The organism is Duganella levis, from assembly GCF_009857605.1.
Taxonomy (GTDB): Bacteria; Pseudomonadota; Gammaproteobacteria; order Burkholderiales; family Burkholderiaceae_D; genus Rugamonas; species Rugamonas levis.
On the sequence record NZ_WWCT01000003.1, the window covers coordinates 155,122 to 170,534 of the forward strand.

Below are 15,413 nucleotides of genomic sequence, written 5' to 3' on the forward strand. Positions count from 1 at the left end.
AATCCTTGGCGGAGAGAGGGGGATTCGAACCCCCGATAGGTTTGACCCTATACACGCTTTCCAGGCGTGCGACTTCAACCACTCATCCACCTCTCCTGCATTTCCCAAACCACGGGAAGCGCCGAATTATAGCAAAGATTCCAGCGAGTACCAACATTATTTGCCGGTACGTCATCACGTCAGCATGGATTCCCGCCTACGCGGGAATGACGCTGTTACGAGGTCTCTTTCAGCTGCTCCAGAATCGCCGGATTCTCCAACGTCGACACATCCTGCGTGATCGTCTCGCCCTTGGCCAGCACGCGCAGCAGGCGACGCATGATCTTGCCCGAACGCGTCTTCGGCAAGTTGTCACCGAAACGAATCTCCTTCGGCTTGGCGATCGGACCAATTTCCTTGGCCACCCAATTGCGCAACTCCAGCGCCAGCTTCTTGGCCTCATCGCCCGTCGGACGCGCCTGCTTCAGCACCACGAACGCGCAGATCGATTCACCCGTCGTGTCATCCGGCTTGCCGACCACCGCCGCTTCCGCCACCAGCGGATTGGCCACCAGCGCCGACTCAATCTCCATCGTACCCATGCGGTGACCCGACACGTTCAGCACGTCATCGATACGGCCGGTGATAGTGAAGTAACCGGTGTCCTTGTTGCGGATCGCGCCATCGCCCGCCAGGTACATTTTGCCGCCCAACTCTTCCGGGAAGTAGGACGTCTTGAAACGCTCCGGATTATTCCAGATGGTGCGGATCATCGATGGCCACGGACGTTTCACAACCAGAATACCGCCCTGCCCGTTCGGCACATCCACGCCTGCCTCGTCCACAATCGCGGCCATGATGCCCGGCAGCGGCAAGGTGCACGAACCCGGCACCATCGGCGTCGCACCTGGCAGCGGGGTGATCATGTGGCCGCCGGTTTCGGTCTGCCAGAAGGTGTCGACGATCGGGCATTTCTCGCCGCCGACTTGCGTGTAGTACCACATCCACGCTTCCGGATTGATCGGCTCGCCCACCGTGCCTAGCAGACGCAGCGACGACAGGTCGTAGTTTTTCGGGTGTACTTTCGGGTCCACGTCCGACGCCTTGATCAGCGAACGGATCGCGGTCGGCGCGGTGTAGAAGATGTTGACCTTGTGCTTGGCCACGGTTTCCCAGAAGCGGCCGGCGTTCGGGTAGGTCGGCACGCCTTCAAACACCACTTGCGTGGCGCCGACTGCGGTCGGGCCGTAGGCGATATAGCTGTGGCCGGTCACCCAGCCGATGTCGGCGGTGCACCAGTAGACGTCGGACGGTTTCAGGTCGAACGACCATTTCATCGTCAGCGCCGCCCACAGCAGGTAGCCGCCGCTGGAATGCTGCACGCCTTTTGGCGTACCGGTCGAGCCCGAGGTGTAGAGGATGAACAGCGGATGCTCGGCTTCCACCCACTCCGGCTCGCATACCGCCGACTGGCCTTCGACCAGGTCGTGCAGCCACAGGTCGCGGCCTTCTTTGAAGGCGATGGCGCCGCCGGTGCGTTTGTAGACGATGACGTCCTTGATGGTGTCGCAGCCGCCCAGCGCCAATGCTTCGTCGACGATGGCTTTCAGCGGCAGGTGTTTGCCGCCGCGCAGTTGTTCGTCGGCGGTGATGACGGCCACGGCGCCGGCGTCGATGATGCGCTCTTGCAGCGATTTGGCCGAGAAGCCGCCAAACACCACCGAGTGCGTGGCGCCGATGCGCGCGCAGGCCTGCATCGCGGCCACGCCTTCGACCGACATCGACATGTAGATGATGACGCGGTCGCCCTTTTTGATGCCGCGCGACTTCAGGCCGTTGGCGAATTTGCAGACTTTTTCGTGCAGCTCTTTGTACGATACGTGCGTCGCCTGGCCGTCGTCCGCTTCAAAGATGATGGCGGTCTTGTCGGCGTTACCGTTGTTCAGGTTGCGGTCGAGGCAGTTGTACGAGACGTTCAGCTTGCCGTCTTCAAACCATTTGTAGAACGGTGCGTTGTCTTCGTTGAGGGTTTTGGTGAAAGGCGTTTGCCAGTCCAGATGTTCTTTCGCCAGCCGCGACCAGAAGCCTTCGTAGTCGGCTTCGGCTTCCGCGCACAATGCGTTGTAGGCATCCATGCCGGACACGGCAGCCTGTGCTGCAAACGCCGCCGGTGGCGCGAAGACGCGGGATTCCTGTGGACCTTGTTGGGTGGTAGTGCTGCTCATGGTGTCTCCAAATGTTGTAATCGTTTGCTTAGCAACATAAACGGTATCGCTTACTGCGCCCTTACAGCCTTGATCATCCCCGGCGGAGGATGGCATGCCGGACAATTTTACCAATAATTCAATGCAGCGATCGGATGCGGTCGCTCGGCAGCGCGTGTAAAATGTCGGCAGTCTTCATAGTCTGCCTCATTTCCAGGAGTTTTGCCGTAATGACCGAGCCTAAACAAAAGCTGCGTCCCCTGCCCGCTTTTATTTTCATGACCCGCTGGCTGCAACTGCCGCTGTACCTGGGTCTGATCCTGGCGCAATGCGTCTACGTATTCCATTTCTGGGTCGAGCTGAAAGACTTGATCGGCGCCGCGCTCGGCAGCGATGCCGCACTCCAGCACATTCTGCAAGCGGTCGCCGTGCCCAACGCGCCGATGCCGACCAAATTGAATGAAACCACCATCATGCTGGTGGTGCTGGGCCTGATCGACGTAGTGATGATTTCGAACCTGCTGGTGATGGTGATCATCGGCGGCTACGAGACCTTTATCTCGCGCATGAATCTGGACAGCCATCCAGACCAGCCGGAGTGGCTGTCGCACGTCAACGCCTCCGTGCTGAAGACCAAGCTGGCGATGGCGATCATCGGCATTTCGTCGATCCATCTGCTCAAGACCTTTATCAACGCCAGCATCTACGATGAGAAGACGCTGCTGGCGCAAACCGGTATTCACGTTGTATTCCTGCTGTCGGCGCTGGCTATTTCTTACACCGACCGCATCACCACCGTGACGCACAACGAATCCCATTAACCCCCGCGAGAACATCATGACCATCATAAAGCAAGAAGACCTGATCGAATCCGTTGCCGCCGCGCTGCAGTACATCAGCTACTACCATCCAGCCGATTACATCGAGCACCTGGCCCGCGCCTACGAGCACGAGCAAAGCCCGGCCGCCAAAGACGCCATCGCGCAGATCCTGACCAACTCGCGCATGTGCGCCGAGGGCAAGCGTCCGATCTGCCAGGACACCGGCATCGTCAACGTCTTCCTGAAGATCGGCATGGGTGTGCGCTTTGAAGGCTTCACCGGCACCGTCACCGACGCGGTCAACGAAGGCGTGCGCCGCGCCTACAACTTCGACGACAACAAGCTGCGCGCCTCGATCGTGGCCGACCCGCACTTCGACCGCAAGAACACCAAGGACAACACGCCGGCCGTGGTCCACATGGAACTGGTCGAAGGCAATACCGTCGACGTCAAGGTCGCAGCCAAAGGCGGCGGCTCGGAAAACAAATCCAAGATGATCATGATGAATCCTTCCGATTCGCTGATCGACTGGGTACTGAAAACCGTGCCGACCATGGGCGCCGGCTGGTGCCCGCCAGGCATGCTGGGTATCGGCATCGGCGGCACCGCCGAGAAGGCCATGCTGATGGCCAAGGAAGTGCTGATGGAAGACATCGACATGTTCGAGCTGAAACAGCGCGGCCCGCAGAACAAGCTGGAAGAACTGCGTATCGAACTGTGCGACAAGATCAATGCGCTGGGCATCGGCGCGCAAGGCCTGGGCGGCCTGACCACCGTGCTGGATGTGAAGATCATGATGCACCCGACCCACGCGGCGTCCAAGCCAGTGGCGATGATCCCGAACTGCGCCGCCACCCGCCACGGCCACTTCGTGCTGGACGGCTCGGGCCCTGCCTACATGACGCCGCCACCGCTGTCGACCTGGCCTGACGTGTCGTGGGCGCCGGATACCGAGAAATCGAAACGCGTCGACCTGAACACGCTGACCAAGGAAGAAGTCGCTTCGTGGACGCCGGGCCAGACCCTGCTGCTGAACGGCAAAATGCTGACCGGCCGCGATGCCGCGCACAAGCGCATCCAGGACATGCTGGCCAAGGGCGAAGAACTGCCGGTGGACTTCAAGAACCGCGTGATCTATTACGTCGGCCCGGTCGATCCGGTGCGTGATGAAGTGGTCGGCCCAGCCGGCCCAACCACCGCCACCCGCATGGACAAGTTCACCGACATGATGCTGGAACAAACCGGCCTGATCGCGATGATCGGCAAGGCCGAGCGCGGCCCTGCTGCGATCGAGTCGATCAAGAAGCACAAGTCGGCGTACCTGATGGCGGTGGGCGGTTCGGCTTACCTGGTGTCGAAAGCCATCAAGCAATCGAAAGTGCTGGGCTTTGCCGACATGGGCATGGAAGCGATCTACGAGTTTGACGTGGTCGACATGCCGGTTACCGTGGCCGTCGATTCGCAAGGCACGTCGGTGCACAACACCGGCCCGGCGGAATGGAAGACCCGCATCGAGCAGCTCAACGTGCCTGTTGTGACTGCCTGATGCAAATCGCCCGCTCTCCCGGCTCCCCGATCGGGGTTTTTGATTCCGGCGTGGGCGGGCTGTCGGTGCTGCGCCACATCCGAGCGCAGCTGCCGCATGAAGATCTGATGTACTTCGCCGACTCCGGCCACGCGCCGTATGGCGACAAGACCGAGCAGTATGTGGTTGAGCGCGCGCTGGCGGTGACCGACTTCCTGTTGACGCACGGCGCCAAGGCGCTGGTGGTGGCCTGCAACACGGCCACCGTGGCCGCCATCAAGGCGGTGCGCGCCAGATATCCCGAATTGCCGGTGGTAGGCGTGGAGCCTGGCCTGAAACCAGCCGCTGCCGCCACGCGCAATGGCAAGGTCGGCGTGCTGGCGACGGCGCGCACGCTGAAGGGCGACAAGTTCCTGCAACTGCGCGAGCAGATCAGCGCCGCCACGCAGGCCGAGTTCCTGTTGCAGCCGGCGGTGGGCCTAGTCGATGAAATCGAAAAAGGCGACCTTGCCGCACCGGCCATCGCCGCCATGCTGGAACACTACGTTGCGCCGCTGCTTGAGCAGGGTGCCGATACGCTGGTGCTCGGCTGCACCCACTACCCGTTTGTCCGCGCCGGCATCGAACGCGTGCTGCGCGATCACGCGCGCGGCGATGTGGTGCTGATCGATACCGGTGACGCCGTGGCGCGCCAGCTGGGCCGTCTGCTGGATGCGTCCGGCTTGCCGCATGGTACGGATGGCGTCGCCACCCTGCGCGGCTACACCACCGGTGACGCGGCCGCCCTGGCGCAGGCATTTGCCGACTTGCTGGACCTGAAGCCGGCGGTGGAAAAGGTTGATGTTTAGGTCATCTTCAAGTTTCGAAAATTAAATTTGCAGGAATCGAAACTGGCTTGTATAATTCTGGCTCGTTGTTCAGCAGTAGTTAAACAGCGAGTAGTAGTAAGACAGTGGTGGCTGTAGCTCAGTTGGTAGAGTCCAGGATTGTGATTCCTGTTGTCGTGGGTTCGAGCCCCATCAGCCACCCCAAAGAATTAAGTGAAAAGCCCAGTCTCCAGACTGGGCTTTTTGCGTTTCAGGCCGGCGCTTGATGCACCTCCACGCCCGCACCCACAGCGGCATGTACGCTGCCCCGATAACAAGACGGAGGCTGCTATGGCGCACAGGAGCTTGCTTGACATCGAATCAGAGAGGCCAGATGATCGTTCATCTTCTGCAGAAAGAAAGTCTGCGGCCATGGACGATCTCATCACGTCGGTTGCGGTTATCAAATCCAATTACGCGACCAAGGAAGAACTGTCGATTGCAAGCGGCAAACTGGATGCCATTCTGAGTCTCCAGCACACCTACGCTACCAAAGAAGAGCTAGCCGTCGTAAATGGCAAGCTGGATGTCCTACTCAGTCTTCAGCACACCTATGCCACCAAGGAAGAGCTAGCAGTCTTAAACGGCAAGCTGGATGTCCTGCTCAGCCTTCAGCATACCTATGCCACCAAGGCAGAACTGGCCGATGCCGTCTACCAACTCACCTGGCGCATGGCGGGCTTCGCCGTGGCGATCATTGGCGCCATGGTGGCTTGCGTGCGTTATCTCTAGGTTTTGCTGGCGGCGCGCTGGGCGTGGATTTGGGCGGCGATTTTATCCAGCGTATTCATCACGGTGCCGGGATTGAAGGGTTTGACGATGTAGCCCTTGGCGCCGTTGCGCAGCGATTGTTCGACCGTGCTGCGGTCGGTGCTGGCAGTGACCATCAGCACGGCGGCCTTGGGCTGCTTCTCGCTGATCCAGTTCAACAGCTCCAGGCCGTTCCCGTCCGGCATCACCACATCCAGGCAAATGATGTCGGCGCGGAGCGAACGCAACCGTAATCGCGCGGATTCGGCAGTGCCGGCATCGCCTACCACATCGTAGTTATCGCCCTGGATAATCACGCGCAACAGGCTGCGCGTCATTTCGTTGTCGTCAATGATGAAAACGCTTAGTCCCTGGTGTGCTGGCATGCCCGCCTCCCGTCGCTATCATGTTGCCAACTATAACCGAATGTCCTTACTAATGCGTAACGTTACAACATTTTGACCACGTCTATTGCCCGTTGGAACTAGGTTAACGCTACAATAGAACGGTCGTTTGCATCCCCATGCAAAACCCCCGCCTAGCTCGACTTATCCCCTGAAAACGCGTAAGTGTATGTCCCAAGAAAAACCTATTATTGAAGTCAGCACCTATAGCAAAGACACGCCGATTGGCCGTCCAGATACCGACGGTCGCGCCGCAGTCTTTGTTCCTTCCGAAGCGTTTGACGCCGGCAACAACGCCGCCATCCGCATGGGCTCCGGCATCGTTGGTTTCGGCAACCCGGATGGCACGCTGACCGTGTATTTCGAAGCCAACCGCTTCGACGAAACCAGCCTGCACAAGTGGGAAAACAAGGCGCGCAAGGCCTATGACCGCATGGTCATGGGCGCCCCTACCGTCTCCAAGGCCAAGATCAGCGCCAGCATGCTGGAACAGATCGGCATCATCGATGGCATGGGCATCCACCTGAAGCAACCGGAACGCCTGCAGCAGTGGCTGACCGTGTCCAACGCGCTCGACACCGCCCCGGCCGGACCGGTCACGCTGTGGAAAACCAAATAAGTTGTTGAAAAGCTAGAGACGAGCTTTTGTCCTACATTTTGTCGGACATTCGGCTGATGCCTGAAATGCGGGTCGTGGACTATCCTGAAGTCATTCCAGTCCCACCTTCTTTCAGGAGCCCGTCATGGCACGCTATTTACACATCGCATTTGGTGCTTTGCTGCTTGTCGTGGCAGGCGCTTCGGCTTACGAGTTATGCTCGGAAAACGTACTAAGCCAGGCATCGATCTACGTGCTGCGTTAAGCAGCGCCATAAAAAAATCCCGCTGTGCGCCCGAAGGCGCCAGCGGGATTTTTTACGTCCGTAACTGATTAACGGCGGTGATAGCCACCACCCCAGCCGCGACCGCCCCAACCGCGGCCACCGCCACAGCACCAGCGGCCGAACGAGAAGTCGAGGCCGATCGATACCGGCGGGTAATAATACGATGGCGCCGGAGCGTAATACACCGGCGCCGGCGCGTAGTAGGTCGGCTGCGTCACATAGACCGTGCTGGTGCTGTAAGCCGGCTCGGTGCTGTAGACCACGCGCGACTGCTGCTGCGGCTGCGGCGGCAGTTCCTCGGTCCACGTGCCCGATTGCGCTTGCGAACCCGACGGCAGCACCGACACGGTGTGCCATTGATACGGGTCCTGCACGCGGGCAGTGGTGTAATAAGCTGGACGCTGCGTAGCGCAGCCGGTCAGCGCCGCCAGCGCGGCAACGGCGATAACAAAAGTTTTCATGGCGGTTTTCTCCTCAATCCAGATCGTACTATATAAGGAACTCGCGTGGCACTCTTGCGCCATTACAGTTGCTTACAACAGTCATGACAGCCGAAAAAAAAGGAACCGCAGTCGGTTCCTTTTTGCTCAGCACGCGGCCGCCTTCAGCCAGATTAGTCCAGTTTCCAGGCGTAATCAACCTTGGTCCAGGTTTCGGCCGGAGCGCCGTCCTTGGTGCCCGGTTTGAACTTGCAGGCGCTCAGCGCCTTGATGGCAGCCTTGTCCAGATTCTTGAAACCGCTGCTTTTGTCGACTTTGGAATCAGCAACGCTACCGTCCGGCTTGACCAGGAAGGACATCGACACGGTACCCTGCTCTTCATTCATCAGGGAGGCTTTTGGATACTCAGCCTTGCAGTTCTTGGCATCGAACGATGCAGGAACTTCGGCGGCAAAAGCGGTGCCCGACATCAGCACTGCTGCGATCACACTCAACCAACGCTTATTTGTAAACATCTGATTTCCCCAAAAGTGTAAGAATCCGGCGTGCAGGCTCTACCCATGCAGAGCCTGTTTGAGACTAATTACAGCTTCCAGCTGTAGTCGACCTTGGTCCAGGTCTGGGCTACAGCGCCATCCTTGGTGCCTGGTTTGAATTTGCAGGCGCTCAGTGCCTTCAGCGCGGCTTTGTCGAGGTTTTTGTAACCGCTCGACTTTTCCACTTTGGAATCCATCACGTTGCCGTCGGCGCCGACCAGGAAGGCCATCGAAACGTCGCCCTGCTCTTCGTTCAGCAGCGAGGCTTTTGGATATTCCGCTTTGCAGTTTTTGTCGGACAGCGAGGCTGGCACTTCAGCAGCAAACACAGCCGAGGTGGCGACGGACAGGATGACAGCGGCGAATACAGACTTGTTCATATTACGATTTCCCAACAATTTGTTATTAATGACTGGTTAAACGAACTCCACAGCGGGCCATCTGTCCACAACAGCGGACGGCAGACTGCGGCAAATATTTTTCAGAACTGCTTAGAACTCTTCCCACTCATCGCTGCCGGCGGCGCTGGCTGCTGCGGCGACTTTTTTCGGTTTGGCGGCCGGTGCAGGCGCTGGCTTGGCAGCCAGTTTCTTCACTGGCGTACGGGCGGCAGCGATCGGCTTGACCACGGCTGCTCTGGTGGCCATTGCGGGCGCTGCCACTGGCGCGCGCTCCTCGCCTTCCACCAATTTGAAGACACTGACCACGCGCGACAGCTCGCTGGCCTGATCTTGCAAACTTTGTGCTGCGGCGGCGGCTTCTTCCACCAGCGCGGCATTTTGTTGGGTCATGCTGTCCATCTCGATGATCGACTGGTTGACCTGGGCGATACCGGCGCTCTGCTCCTGGCTGGCGTTGGCGATCTCGCTCATGATGTCGGTCACGCGGCGTACCGAGGACACTACCTCGTCCATCGTCACACCGGCCTGGCCGACCAGCTTGGTGCCGGCGCCGACCTTCTCGACCGAATCATCGATCAGCATCTTGATTTCTTTTGCTGCACCGGCCGAACGTTGCGCCAGGTTACGCACTTCCGACGCCACCACGGCGAAGCCACGGCCTTGCTCACCGGCACGGGCTGCTTCCACGGCGGCGTTCAGCGCCAGGATGTTGGTCTGGAAGGCGATGCCATCGATCACGCCGATGATGTCGACAATTTTCTTGGCCGAGGCGTCGATCGAGCTCATGGTGTCGACTACTTGCGAGACCACCTGGCCACCCTTGACGGCCACATCCGAAGCGGCCGAGGCCAGCTGGTTGGCTTCACGGGCATTGTCGGCGTTCTGTTTCACGGTCGAGGTCAGCTCGTCCATGGCCGACGCGGTTTTTTCCAGCGACGATGCCTGCATTTCGGTACGCGACGACAGGTCGACGTTACCGGCGGCGATTTCACGCGAGGCGGTGCCGATGGTTTCGGTACCGGTGCGCACCTGGCTGACGATGTCGCGCAGGCTGTTGCGCATTTCACGCATTTCCACGACCAGGCTGTTCTTGTCAGCGCCGGTGGTGTTGATCGAAATCGACAGGTCGCCGGCGGCGATGCTGCCGGCGATCGAGGCGGTGTAGTCCGGCTCGCCGCCCAGCTGCTTCAGCAGGCCGCGGGTGATGACCAGTGCAGCCACCACCGAGATCGCCACAGCCAGCAGGCCCATGATGATCATGAAGGTACGGGCGCTGGAGAAGCCATTGGCGGCATCCACCTGCATCTGCGCGTTCATCTTGTCTTCCAGCGCGCCCAGTTGTTCCAGCGCGGTCATCCATTTTTTCTGGGCAGGACGAATTTCTTTCACCAGCACGCGGGTGGCTTCTTCAGGCTTGCTGGCCAGCCACAGTTCCGACGCCTTGGCAATCGCCGGCATCGCCACGGCTTCCGCTTCCTTGACCGCGACCAGCAGCGTTTTTTCTTCCGGCAGCGATTCCTGCGCGAACTGCTTGCTCAGCTTGTCCTGGAACTCGGTATAGGTGCCCGACAGTTCCTTGATGCGTTTCATGTCCTGTTCCATGTCGGCCGGATCGGCGATCATGGTCAGCACGCGCAGCGAGTTGATGCGCTCGGCGACGTTGTTGCGCATATCCAGCACCAGGCGGGAGACGACGTTGTTGACGCTGATGACGTGGTCCAGACGGTTCTGGATCTGCGACATGCGCAGGATGCCGACAGCAGTCACGGCCACCAGGAATACCAGCACCAGGGCAAATCCGAGGCCCAGGCGGGTACCGACTTTCATTTTTGCTAAATTCATTTCGTCTTCTTCTTAAGTGACACAGTTGATAGAAGTTGCCATGGATGACACAACGCTTGGGATGTCATCGGAACAAAACCCTTGCTGCTAAGTAATAAGCTGTGACAGTAGCAAACAATGACTGCGAATGCAAAAATTTGCAGCTCCACCAGCAGCCTGCGTGTAGTTTTTTGGAACCCCAATACATCACGAAAGTCGGTGGATATGTGTGTATATTCAGGAATTATAGATGCAAATTTTGCCTCAAAGCAAGCAATTACTGCCCGGAAAATACGCAAACGAACTTTCTGTGTGGAAATGCCACCACAGCCAATGAAAGTTTGTCAATATACGTAGTTCTACGCAGCAATACGCAGTCGGGCTGCGGCTTCGAGCAGGAGATTGGCGTCGCCAAGGGCGAGCTTTTTGGAGTCGGACAAAGTCTGACGGAAGGCACGGGCGCCCGGCAGGCCGGTCATGATGCCGAGCATATGACGGGTGATGGAATTGAGCTTGAGGCCGAGCGGGCCGTACTGCGCCAGTTGGGCCTGGATGTAGGGAATCATGGCTTCCAGCACCTGGTCGCGGGTCAACGGCGCGCTGGTGTCGCCGTAATAGCGCTGGTCGAAATTGGCCATCACGAACGGGTTGTGATACGCCTCGCGGCCCAGCATCACGCCGTCCAGATGCTTCAGGTGCTCATCGATTTCGGCTTCGGTCTTGATGCCGCCATTGATAATGATTTCGAAGTCAGGGAAATCGCGCTTGAGCTGGTAGGCATACTCATACTTCAGCGGCGGGATTTCGCGGTTTTCCTTCGGCGACAGCCCTTTCAGGATCGCATTGCGGGCGTGGACGATGAAAGTAGTACAACCGGCATCCGCCACTTTACCGACGAAATCGCGGACGAAGTCGTAACTTTGCACGTCGTTGATGCCGATGCGGTGCTTGACGGTGACATCGATCGAGACCGCGTCGCGCATCGCCTTGACGCAGTCGGCCACCAGTTCCGGCTCGGCCATCAGGCAGGCGCCGAAAGCGCCCTTCTGCACGCGTTCGGACGGGCAACCGCAGTTGAGGTTGATCTCGTCGTAGCCCCACTTCTCGCCCAGCTTGGCGCTGGTGGCCAGGTCGGTCGGGTCGCTGCCGCCCAGTTGCAGGGCCACCGGATGTTCTTCCTCGTTGAAGCGCAGGTGACGTTCGACGTCGCCATACACCAGCGCGCCGGTGGTCACCATCTCGGTGTACAGCCAGGTGTGCTTGCTGATATGGCGGTGGAACACGCGGCAGTGGCGGTCAGTCCAATCCATCATCGGCGCCACGGACAGGCGGCGGCTTGGCACTACGGGTGCTTGGTCGGCGGTCGGCAGAGTGATGATGGTCATGATGGCTACGCAGTGGAATCGCGGAAGGGTCGACATTATAGCGCAACTTCAGTTACCCTTACCGGACACCTCCCCAAGCAAGGACGCCAGCCGTGCGGTTGTCACTCACTTCCAGTGCGTTCTTCGCCGCACTGCTGCTGGCAAATGCCCCGGTGCGGGCCACCGAAACCATCACCTGGATGATGTCGGACTTTCCGCCGGTCGGCGAACTCATCGACGGCAAGCCTGGTAACGGCATGGCGGATCAGGTAGTCCGCTACCTGGTCGCAGATCGCCTCGGGCCAGCACGCCTGCTTTGCCAACGCGCTGCGCACACCCGACCGGGAAAAGCTGGCTTATTTCCGCAACGCCTACCTGCTGCCCCCACCGCAACCGATCGTCCGGCCATGCTGGCCCTGAACCGCGCCGATTACACCATCGAACTGGACTTTGTGATGACCCACGCCATCCTGCAAAGTCCGGAACTGGCCAGCCTGAAATCGCTACCGCTGGCCGGCGGACCGGGATTGCTGGTGGGTGGCATTGCCTGTCCGCGCACGGCCTGGGGCCGTGAGGCGATCCGCCACATCGATACTTTGCTGGCCTCGCCGGAAGGCGCCGCCGCGCTGTCGCAGGCGCAGATGCGCTGGATCAGCAAGGATGCCACGCAGCGTTATGGCGCCGCCATGAAGGAGTTCTTCCGCCAGCTGGAAACGCCTCAGGTGCAGGAATACCGCCGTTAAACGCTGATATTCTTGCATATTCCGCCATATTCACCTTTCTATTCTTGCATGAATACCCAAGAATACGCCTCATGTTCACCGTGGAAAGGCCTTGAGTATGAATTTTGGAGAGAAGCTGAAACAGATCCGCACCGATCAAAATCTGACGCAGCCGCAGTTTGCGGAAGCGATCGGCATCGAGCAGTCGTATCTGTCGAAACTGGAAAATGACAAGTCGCAGCCATCGGCAGACATGTTCAGCGCTATCGTCAAGGCGCTGCAGCTGACGCCGGGTGATTTGCTGGCCGATATCGACCGCACCATCCTGCAAAGCTCGTTGCGCCACATTCCGGAAGTCAGCCAGTTCCTCAACGGCGAGGTGCAGCGCCGTTTGCACGACGCCCGCAAATACATCTGGGCGGCGGCCGCCACCTGCCTGCTCGGCTTCGCGATGATGCTGGCCGCCAACGACGGCATCTTCTTCGCCAATAATCTGTACAAATATAAGTCGCAGGGCGTGATTCTGGAGGGCGAGTCGGACCAGATCTTCGAACAGTTCCCTAAAATCGAGAGTCTGAAAATGGCTGCCCACACGATCACCACGGAAGAATCGCTGAAATCGCAGGCCGACTTCGAAGCCAACCGCGTCAAGGTGCAGACCATCGAAGTCTGGGGCAATCGCGGCGGGGTGTTTTTCGAGCCGGCAGCCCACGGCAAGCGCAAGTTCGACCTGATCGACGTGACTTATGTGCATCCGATGCAAAACAAGATCCTGCAATACCTCGGCGCCCTACTGATGTTTAGCGGATTCCTGCTAGCGGTAGTGGAATGGCGCATGCGCAAAGCCGGTGGAGGTCACCATGTCGCAGCTTAAGACCTTCTTTGCCGGCGCCGCCACCATGGCCGGCGGCCTGATCGCAGTCGTCCTGCTGACCGGCGCGCGCGATCCAGGCAAGCATGCCGAGTTTGACGAAATCACCGTCGGCCGCATCAACATCGTCGAGCCGGACGGCACCAGGCGGCTGGTGATTTCCAACCGCGCGCAATTCCCCGGCGACTTCATGCAAGGCAAGGAAGGCGCGCGGCCCGATCGCCGCGCCTTCGCCGGCATGCTGTTCGTCAACGACGAAGGCACCGAGAACGGTGGCCTGATCCAGAAAGGCAGCATCAGCGACGACGGCAAGGTCTCGTCCGGTCTGTCGCTGACCTTCGACCGCTTCCGCCAGGACCAGGCGCTACAGCTGCTGAATAACGATAGCGCCAACCACCAGCAAACCGGCGTCAAAATCAACGACGTGCCCTACTTCCAGAAAACCTCGATGGCCGACATCCAGCGCTTCGGCGAAGAAGCGCGCAAGCTGCCGGCCGAGCAGCGCGAGGCCTACTGGCAAAAACTGAGTGATGAAGAACGCCTGAGCGTCAACCGCATCTGGCTGGGCAACACGCGCGACAAAGGCTCGGCGCTGCAACTGAAGGACGCCCAGGGCCGCGTGCGCATGATGCTGCTGGTCAGCGCCGACGGCCCGCCACTGATCCAGATGCTGGACGAACACGGCAAAGTCAGCAAAACGATTTCGCCGACCTCCAAGGATTAAGCGAACGGCAGCGTCACCAGGCCGACCAGGTAGCGCGCCGCCTGCGCGCCGGGATTGACGTAGGTGATGGGCTGGTCTTCGCGCATGGCCAGGCAATCGCCCGGTTGCAGGCGCCAGGAACCATCGCCGGCGGTGATGTCCATTACGCCCTCCAGCAGCCACACTTGCTGATAAACGTCGGCCTCGCGCCGCACCTGGTCGTAGGCGACGCGCTGCCCCGGCGGAAAAACAACTTCCACCAGTTGCAGCGGCGAGCGCGCCGCCGGTGACAACTGCCGCCGCACGTAGCCGGACGCCGGATCGGTCCACACCGCCTGCGTATCGGCTGTGCTCAACGGCGACGGCGCGGCCGGTGCATCGGCCCCTGCTTCGAACAGCGAAGCCAGCGTGACGCCCAGTGCGCCGGCCAGCTTGTCCAGCACGGTGGCGGTGGCGCTGCTCTCGCCGCGCTCGATCAGCGAAATATTGGAGCGGCTGACACCGCTGCGATCGGCCAAGGCCGTCAGCGACAACTGGCGCGCCTCGCGCAAGGCCAGCACGCGGCTGGCGATTAATTTGTTGATATCCATGAAATCCATTATACTGGATTAAATCATCCAATAAACTGTCCATCATGCAAATCGCCTTCGAAACGCCCAACCAGCCGGATGTCATCGCCCTGATCGCCGATCTCGATGCTTACCATCTGACCTTGTACCCGCCGGAATCCGTCTACGCCCTCGACCTGAACGCACTGATGCAGCCGGAAGTAAAGTTCGCCGTGGCGCGCGGCGTGGACGGTGTGATCGCAGGCTGCGCCGCCGTGGTGCTGTCGCCGGAATATGGCGAGATCAAGCGTATGTACGTGCATCCCGCCGCACGCGGCCAGGGACTGGCGCGTCGGCTGATGGACACGCTGGAACAGGCCGCGCGCGATGCCGGCTGTCCGCTGATGGTGCTGGAAACCGGGCCGTCGCAGCCGGAAGCGATCGCTCTCTACCAGCGCCACGGCTTCGCGCAGTGTGCTCCTTACGGTGGCTATCCGGATGACCCGTACAGCGTCTTCATGCGCAAGCCCTTGGTGTGAACCGCCGCTAAATCCATCAAAAAACGCAAGCGGCT

General features: G+C 59.7%; 17 protein-coding genes and 2 tRNA genes. 10 read left to right on the forward strand and 9 right to left on the reverse strand.

The window, feature by feature from the left end:
- Window positions 1–6: 6 nt before the first annotated feature.
- Window positions 7–96: transfer RNA gene (locus GTP69_RS05905), tRNA-Ser, on the reverse strand.
- A gap of 119 nt (window positions 97–215) precedes the next feature.
- Entirely contained in the window at window positions 216–2,204 is a 1,989-nt protein-coding gene (gene acs, locus GTP69_RS05910) for an acetate--CoA ligase (protein WP_161054014.1), read from the reverse strand.
- Window positions 2,205–2,413: 209 nt separating this feature from the next.
- Here acs and GTP69_RS05915 point away from each other — a divergent pair, with 209 nt between their 5' ends.
- From GTP69_RS05915 to GTP69_RS05935, 5 genes are all read left to right on the forward strand, one after another.
- Complete coding sequence (locus tag GTP69_RS05915; protein ID WP_161054015.1) at window positions 2,414–3,004, forward strand: YqhA family protein; 591 nt, start codon at window positions 2,414–2,416, stop codon at window positions 3,002–3,004.
- 16 nt (window positions 3,005–3,020) lie between these two features.
- Window positions 3,021–4,550 carry a fumarate hydratase gene (locus GTP69_RS05920; protein ID WP_161054016.1) on the forward strand — a complete coding sequence of 510 codons (1,530 nt, stop codon included), beginning with the start codon at window positions 3,021–3,023 and terminating at the stop codon, window positions 4,548–4,550.
- A complete protein-coding gene (gene murI / locus GTP69_RS05925) occupies window positions 4,550–5,377 on the forward strand; it encodes a glutamate racemase (protein WP_161054017.1) in 828 nt (275 codons plus the stop codon). The genes GTP69_RS05920 and murI overlap by 1 nt, the downstream gene beginning before the upstream one ends.
- Before the next feature lie 107 nt (window positions 5,378–5,484).
- Window positions 5,485–5,560: transfer RNA gene (locus tag GTP69_RS05930), tRNA-His, on the forward strand.
- A gap of 207 nt (window positions 5,561–5,767) precedes the next feature.
- A complete protein-coding gene (locus tag GTP69_RS05935; RefSeq protein WP_161054018.1) occupies window positions 5,768–6,127 on the forward strand; it encodes a hypothetical protein in 360 nt (119 codons plus the stop codon).
- On the opposite strand, the gene GTP69_RS05940 is transcribed toward GTP69_RS05935, so the two are convergent.
- Window positions 6,124–6,531 carry a response regulator gene (locus GTP69_RS05940; protein ID WP_161054019.1) on the reverse strand — a complete coding sequence of 136 codons (408 nt, stop codon included), beginning with the start codon at window positions 6,529–6,531 and terminating at the stop codon, window positions 6,124–6,126. The genes GTP69_RS05935 and GTP69_RS05940 overlap by 4 nt on opposite strands.
- A 187-nt stretch (window positions 6,532–6,718) precedes the next feature.
- On the opposite strand from GTP69_RS05940, the gene GTP69_RS05945 reads away from it, so the two are divergent.
- Window positions 6,719–7,168, forward strand: coding sequence for a hypothetical protein (locus GTP69_RS05945; RefSeq protein ID WP_161054020.1), 450 nt, complete (start codon window positions 6,719–6,721; stop codon window positions 7,166–7,168).
- 312 nt (window positions 7,169–7,480) lie between these two features.
- Here GTP69_RS05945 and GTP69_RS05950 read toward each other — a convergent pair whose 3' ends face one another.
- The 5 genes from GTP69_RS05950 to dusA all read right to left on the reverse strand — a co-directional run bounded on the left by GTP69_RS05950 (window position 7,481) and on the right by dusA (window position 12,016).
- Window positions 7,481–7,894 carry a hypothetical protein gene (locus GTP69_RS05950; RefSeq protein ID WP_161054021.1) on the reverse strand — a complete coding sequence of 138 codons (414 nt, stop codon included), beginning with the start codon at window positions 7,892–7,894 and terminating at the stop codon, window positions 7,481–7,483.
- A 152-nt stretch (window positions 7,895–8,046) separates the two neighbouring features.
- Window positions 8,047–8,388: an energy transducer TonB gene (locus GTP69_RS05955; protein ID WP_110847039.1), complete on the reverse strand. Its 342-nt coding sequence runs from the start codon at window positions 8,386–8,388 to the stop codon at window positions 8,047–8,049.
- A 68-nt stretch (window positions 8,389–8,456) separates the two neighbouring features.
- Window positions 8,457–8,789, reverse strand: a complete 333-nt coding sequence (locus tag GTP69_RS05960) for an energy transducer TonB (RefSeq protein ID WP_161043764.1) — start codon at window positions 8,787–8,789, stop codon at window positions 8,457–8,459.
- Window positions 8,790–8,900: 111 nt separating this feature from the next.
- A complete protein-coding gene (locus GTP69_RS05965) occupies window positions 8,901–10,652 on the reverse strand; it encodes a methyl-accepting chemotaxis protein (RefSeq protein WP_202424312.1) in 1,752 nt (583 codons plus the stop codon).
- A gap of 338 nt (window positions 10,653–10,990) precedes the next feature.
- Window positions 10,991–12,016 carry a tRNA dihydrouridine(20/20a) synthase DusA gene (dusA, locus tag GTP69_RS05970; RefSeq protein WP_161054022.1) on the reverse strand — a complete coding sequence of 342 codons (1,026 nt, stop codon included), beginning with the start codon at window positions 12,014–12,016 and terminating at the stop codon, window positions 10,991–10,993.
- Window positions 12,017–12,108: 92 nt separating this feature from the next.
- On the opposite strand from dusA, the gene GTP69_RS05975 reads away from it, so the two are divergent.
- The 3 genes from GTP69_RS05975 (at window position 12,109) to GTP69_RS05985 (ending at window position 14,312) form a co-directional block, all read left to right on the forward strand.
- A complete protein-coding gene (locus tag GTP69_RS05975) occupies window positions 12,109–12,738 on the forward strand; it encodes a hypothetical protein (protein WP_161054023.1) in 630 nt (209 codons plus the stop codon).
- A gap of 97 nt (window positions 12,739–12,835) precedes the next feature.
- Window positions 12,836–13,591, forward strand: coding sequence for a helix-turn-helix domain-containing protein (locus tag GTP69_RS05980; protein WP_161054144.1), 756 nt, complete (start codon window positions 12,836–12,838; stop codon window positions 13,589–13,591).
- Window positions 13,578–14,312 (forward strand): hypothetical protein, encoded by a 735-nt coding sequence (locus tag GTP69_RS05985; RefSeq protein ID WP_161054024.1) that lies wholly within the window; start codon window positions 13,578–13,580, stop codon window positions 14,310–14,312. Before GTP69_RS05980 ends, GTP69_RS05985 begins: the two co-directional genes overlap by 14 nt.
- On the opposite strand, the gene GTP69_RS05990 is transcribed toward GTP69_RS05985, so the two are convergent.
- Complete coding sequence (locus GTP69_RS05990; protein WP_161054025.1) at window positions 14,309–14,881, reverse strand: helix-turn-helix domain-containing protein; 573 nt, start codon at window positions 14,879–14,881, stop codon at window positions 14,309–14,311. The genes GTP69_RS05985 and GTP69_RS05990 overlap by 4 nt on opposite strands.
- Before the next feature lie 44 nt (window positions 14,882–14,925).
- Here GTP69_RS05990 and GTP69_RS05995 point away from each other — a divergent pair, with 44 nt between their 5' ends.
- Window positions 14,926–15,378 (forward strand): GNAT family N-acetyltransferase, encoded by a 453-nt coding sequence (locus GTP69_RS05995; RefSeq protein WP_161054026.1) that lies wholly within the window; start codon window positions 14,926–14,928, stop codon window positions 15,376–15,378.
- Window positions 15,379–15,413: the final 35 nt, after the last annotated feature.

Coding starts and splice junctions, on each gene's coding strand:
- acs (WP_161054014.1), bottom strand. CDS start 2,204: ATGAGCAGCACTACCACCCAACAAGGTCCACAGGAATCCCGCGTCTTC.
- GTP69_RS05915 (WP_161054015.1), top strand. CDS start 2,414: ATGACCGAGCCTAAACAAAAGCTGCGTCCCCTGCCCGCTTTTATTTTC.
- GTP69_RS05920 (WP_161054016.1), top strand. CDS start 3,021: ATGACCATCATAAAGCAAGAAGACCTGATCGAATCCGTTGCCGCCGCG.
- murI (WP_161054017.1), top strand. CDS start 4,550: ATGCAAATCGCCCGCTCTCCCGGCTCCCCGATCGGGGTTTTTGATTCC.
- GTP69_RS05935 (WP_161054018.1), top strand. CDS start 5,768: ATGGACGATCTCATCACGTCGGTTGCGGTTATCAAATCCAATTACGCG.
- GTP69_RS05940 (WP_161054019.1), bottom strand. CDS start 6,531: ATGCCAGCACACCAGGGACTAAGCGTTTTCATCATTGACGACAACGAA.
- GTP69_RS05945 (WP_161054020.1), top strand. CDS start 6,719: ATGTCCCAAGAAAAACCTATTATTGAAGTCAGCACCTATAGCAAAGAC.
- GTP69_RS05950 (WP_161054021.1), bottom strand. CDS start 7,894: ATGAAAACTTTTGTTATCGCCGTTGCCGCGCTGGCGGCGCTGACCGGC.
- GTP69_RS05955 (WP_110847039.1), bottom strand. CDS start 8,388: ATGTTTACAAATAAGCGTTGGTTGAGTGTGATCGCAGCAGTGCTGATG.
- GTP69_RS05960 (WP_161043764.1), bottom strand. CDS start 8,789: ATGAACAAGTCTGTATTCGCCGCTGTCATCCTGTCCGTCGCCACCTCG.
- GTP69_RS05965 (WP_202424312.1), bottom strand. CDS start 10,652: ATGAATTTAGCAAAAATGAAAGTCGGTACCCGCCTGGGCCTCGGATTT.
- dusA (WP_161054022.1), bottom strand. CDS start 12,016: ATGACCATCATCACTCTGCCGACCGCCGACCAAGCACCCGTAGTGCCA.
- GTP69_RS05980 (WP_161054144.1), top strand. CDS start 12,836: ATGAATTTTGGAGAGAAGCTGAAACAGATCCGCACCGATCAAAATCTG.
- GTP69_RS05985 (WP_161054024.1), top strand. CDS start 13,578: ATGTCGCAGCTTAAGACCTTCTTTGCCGGCGCCGCCACCATGGCCGGC.
- GTP69_RS05990 (WP_161054025.1), bottom strand. CDS start 14,881: ATGGATATCAACAAATTAATCGCCAGCCGCGTGCTGGCCTTGCGCGAG.
- GTP69_RS05995 (WP_161054026.1), top strand. CDS start 14,926: ATGCAAATCGCCTTCGAAACGCCCAACCAGCCGGATGTCATCGCCCTG.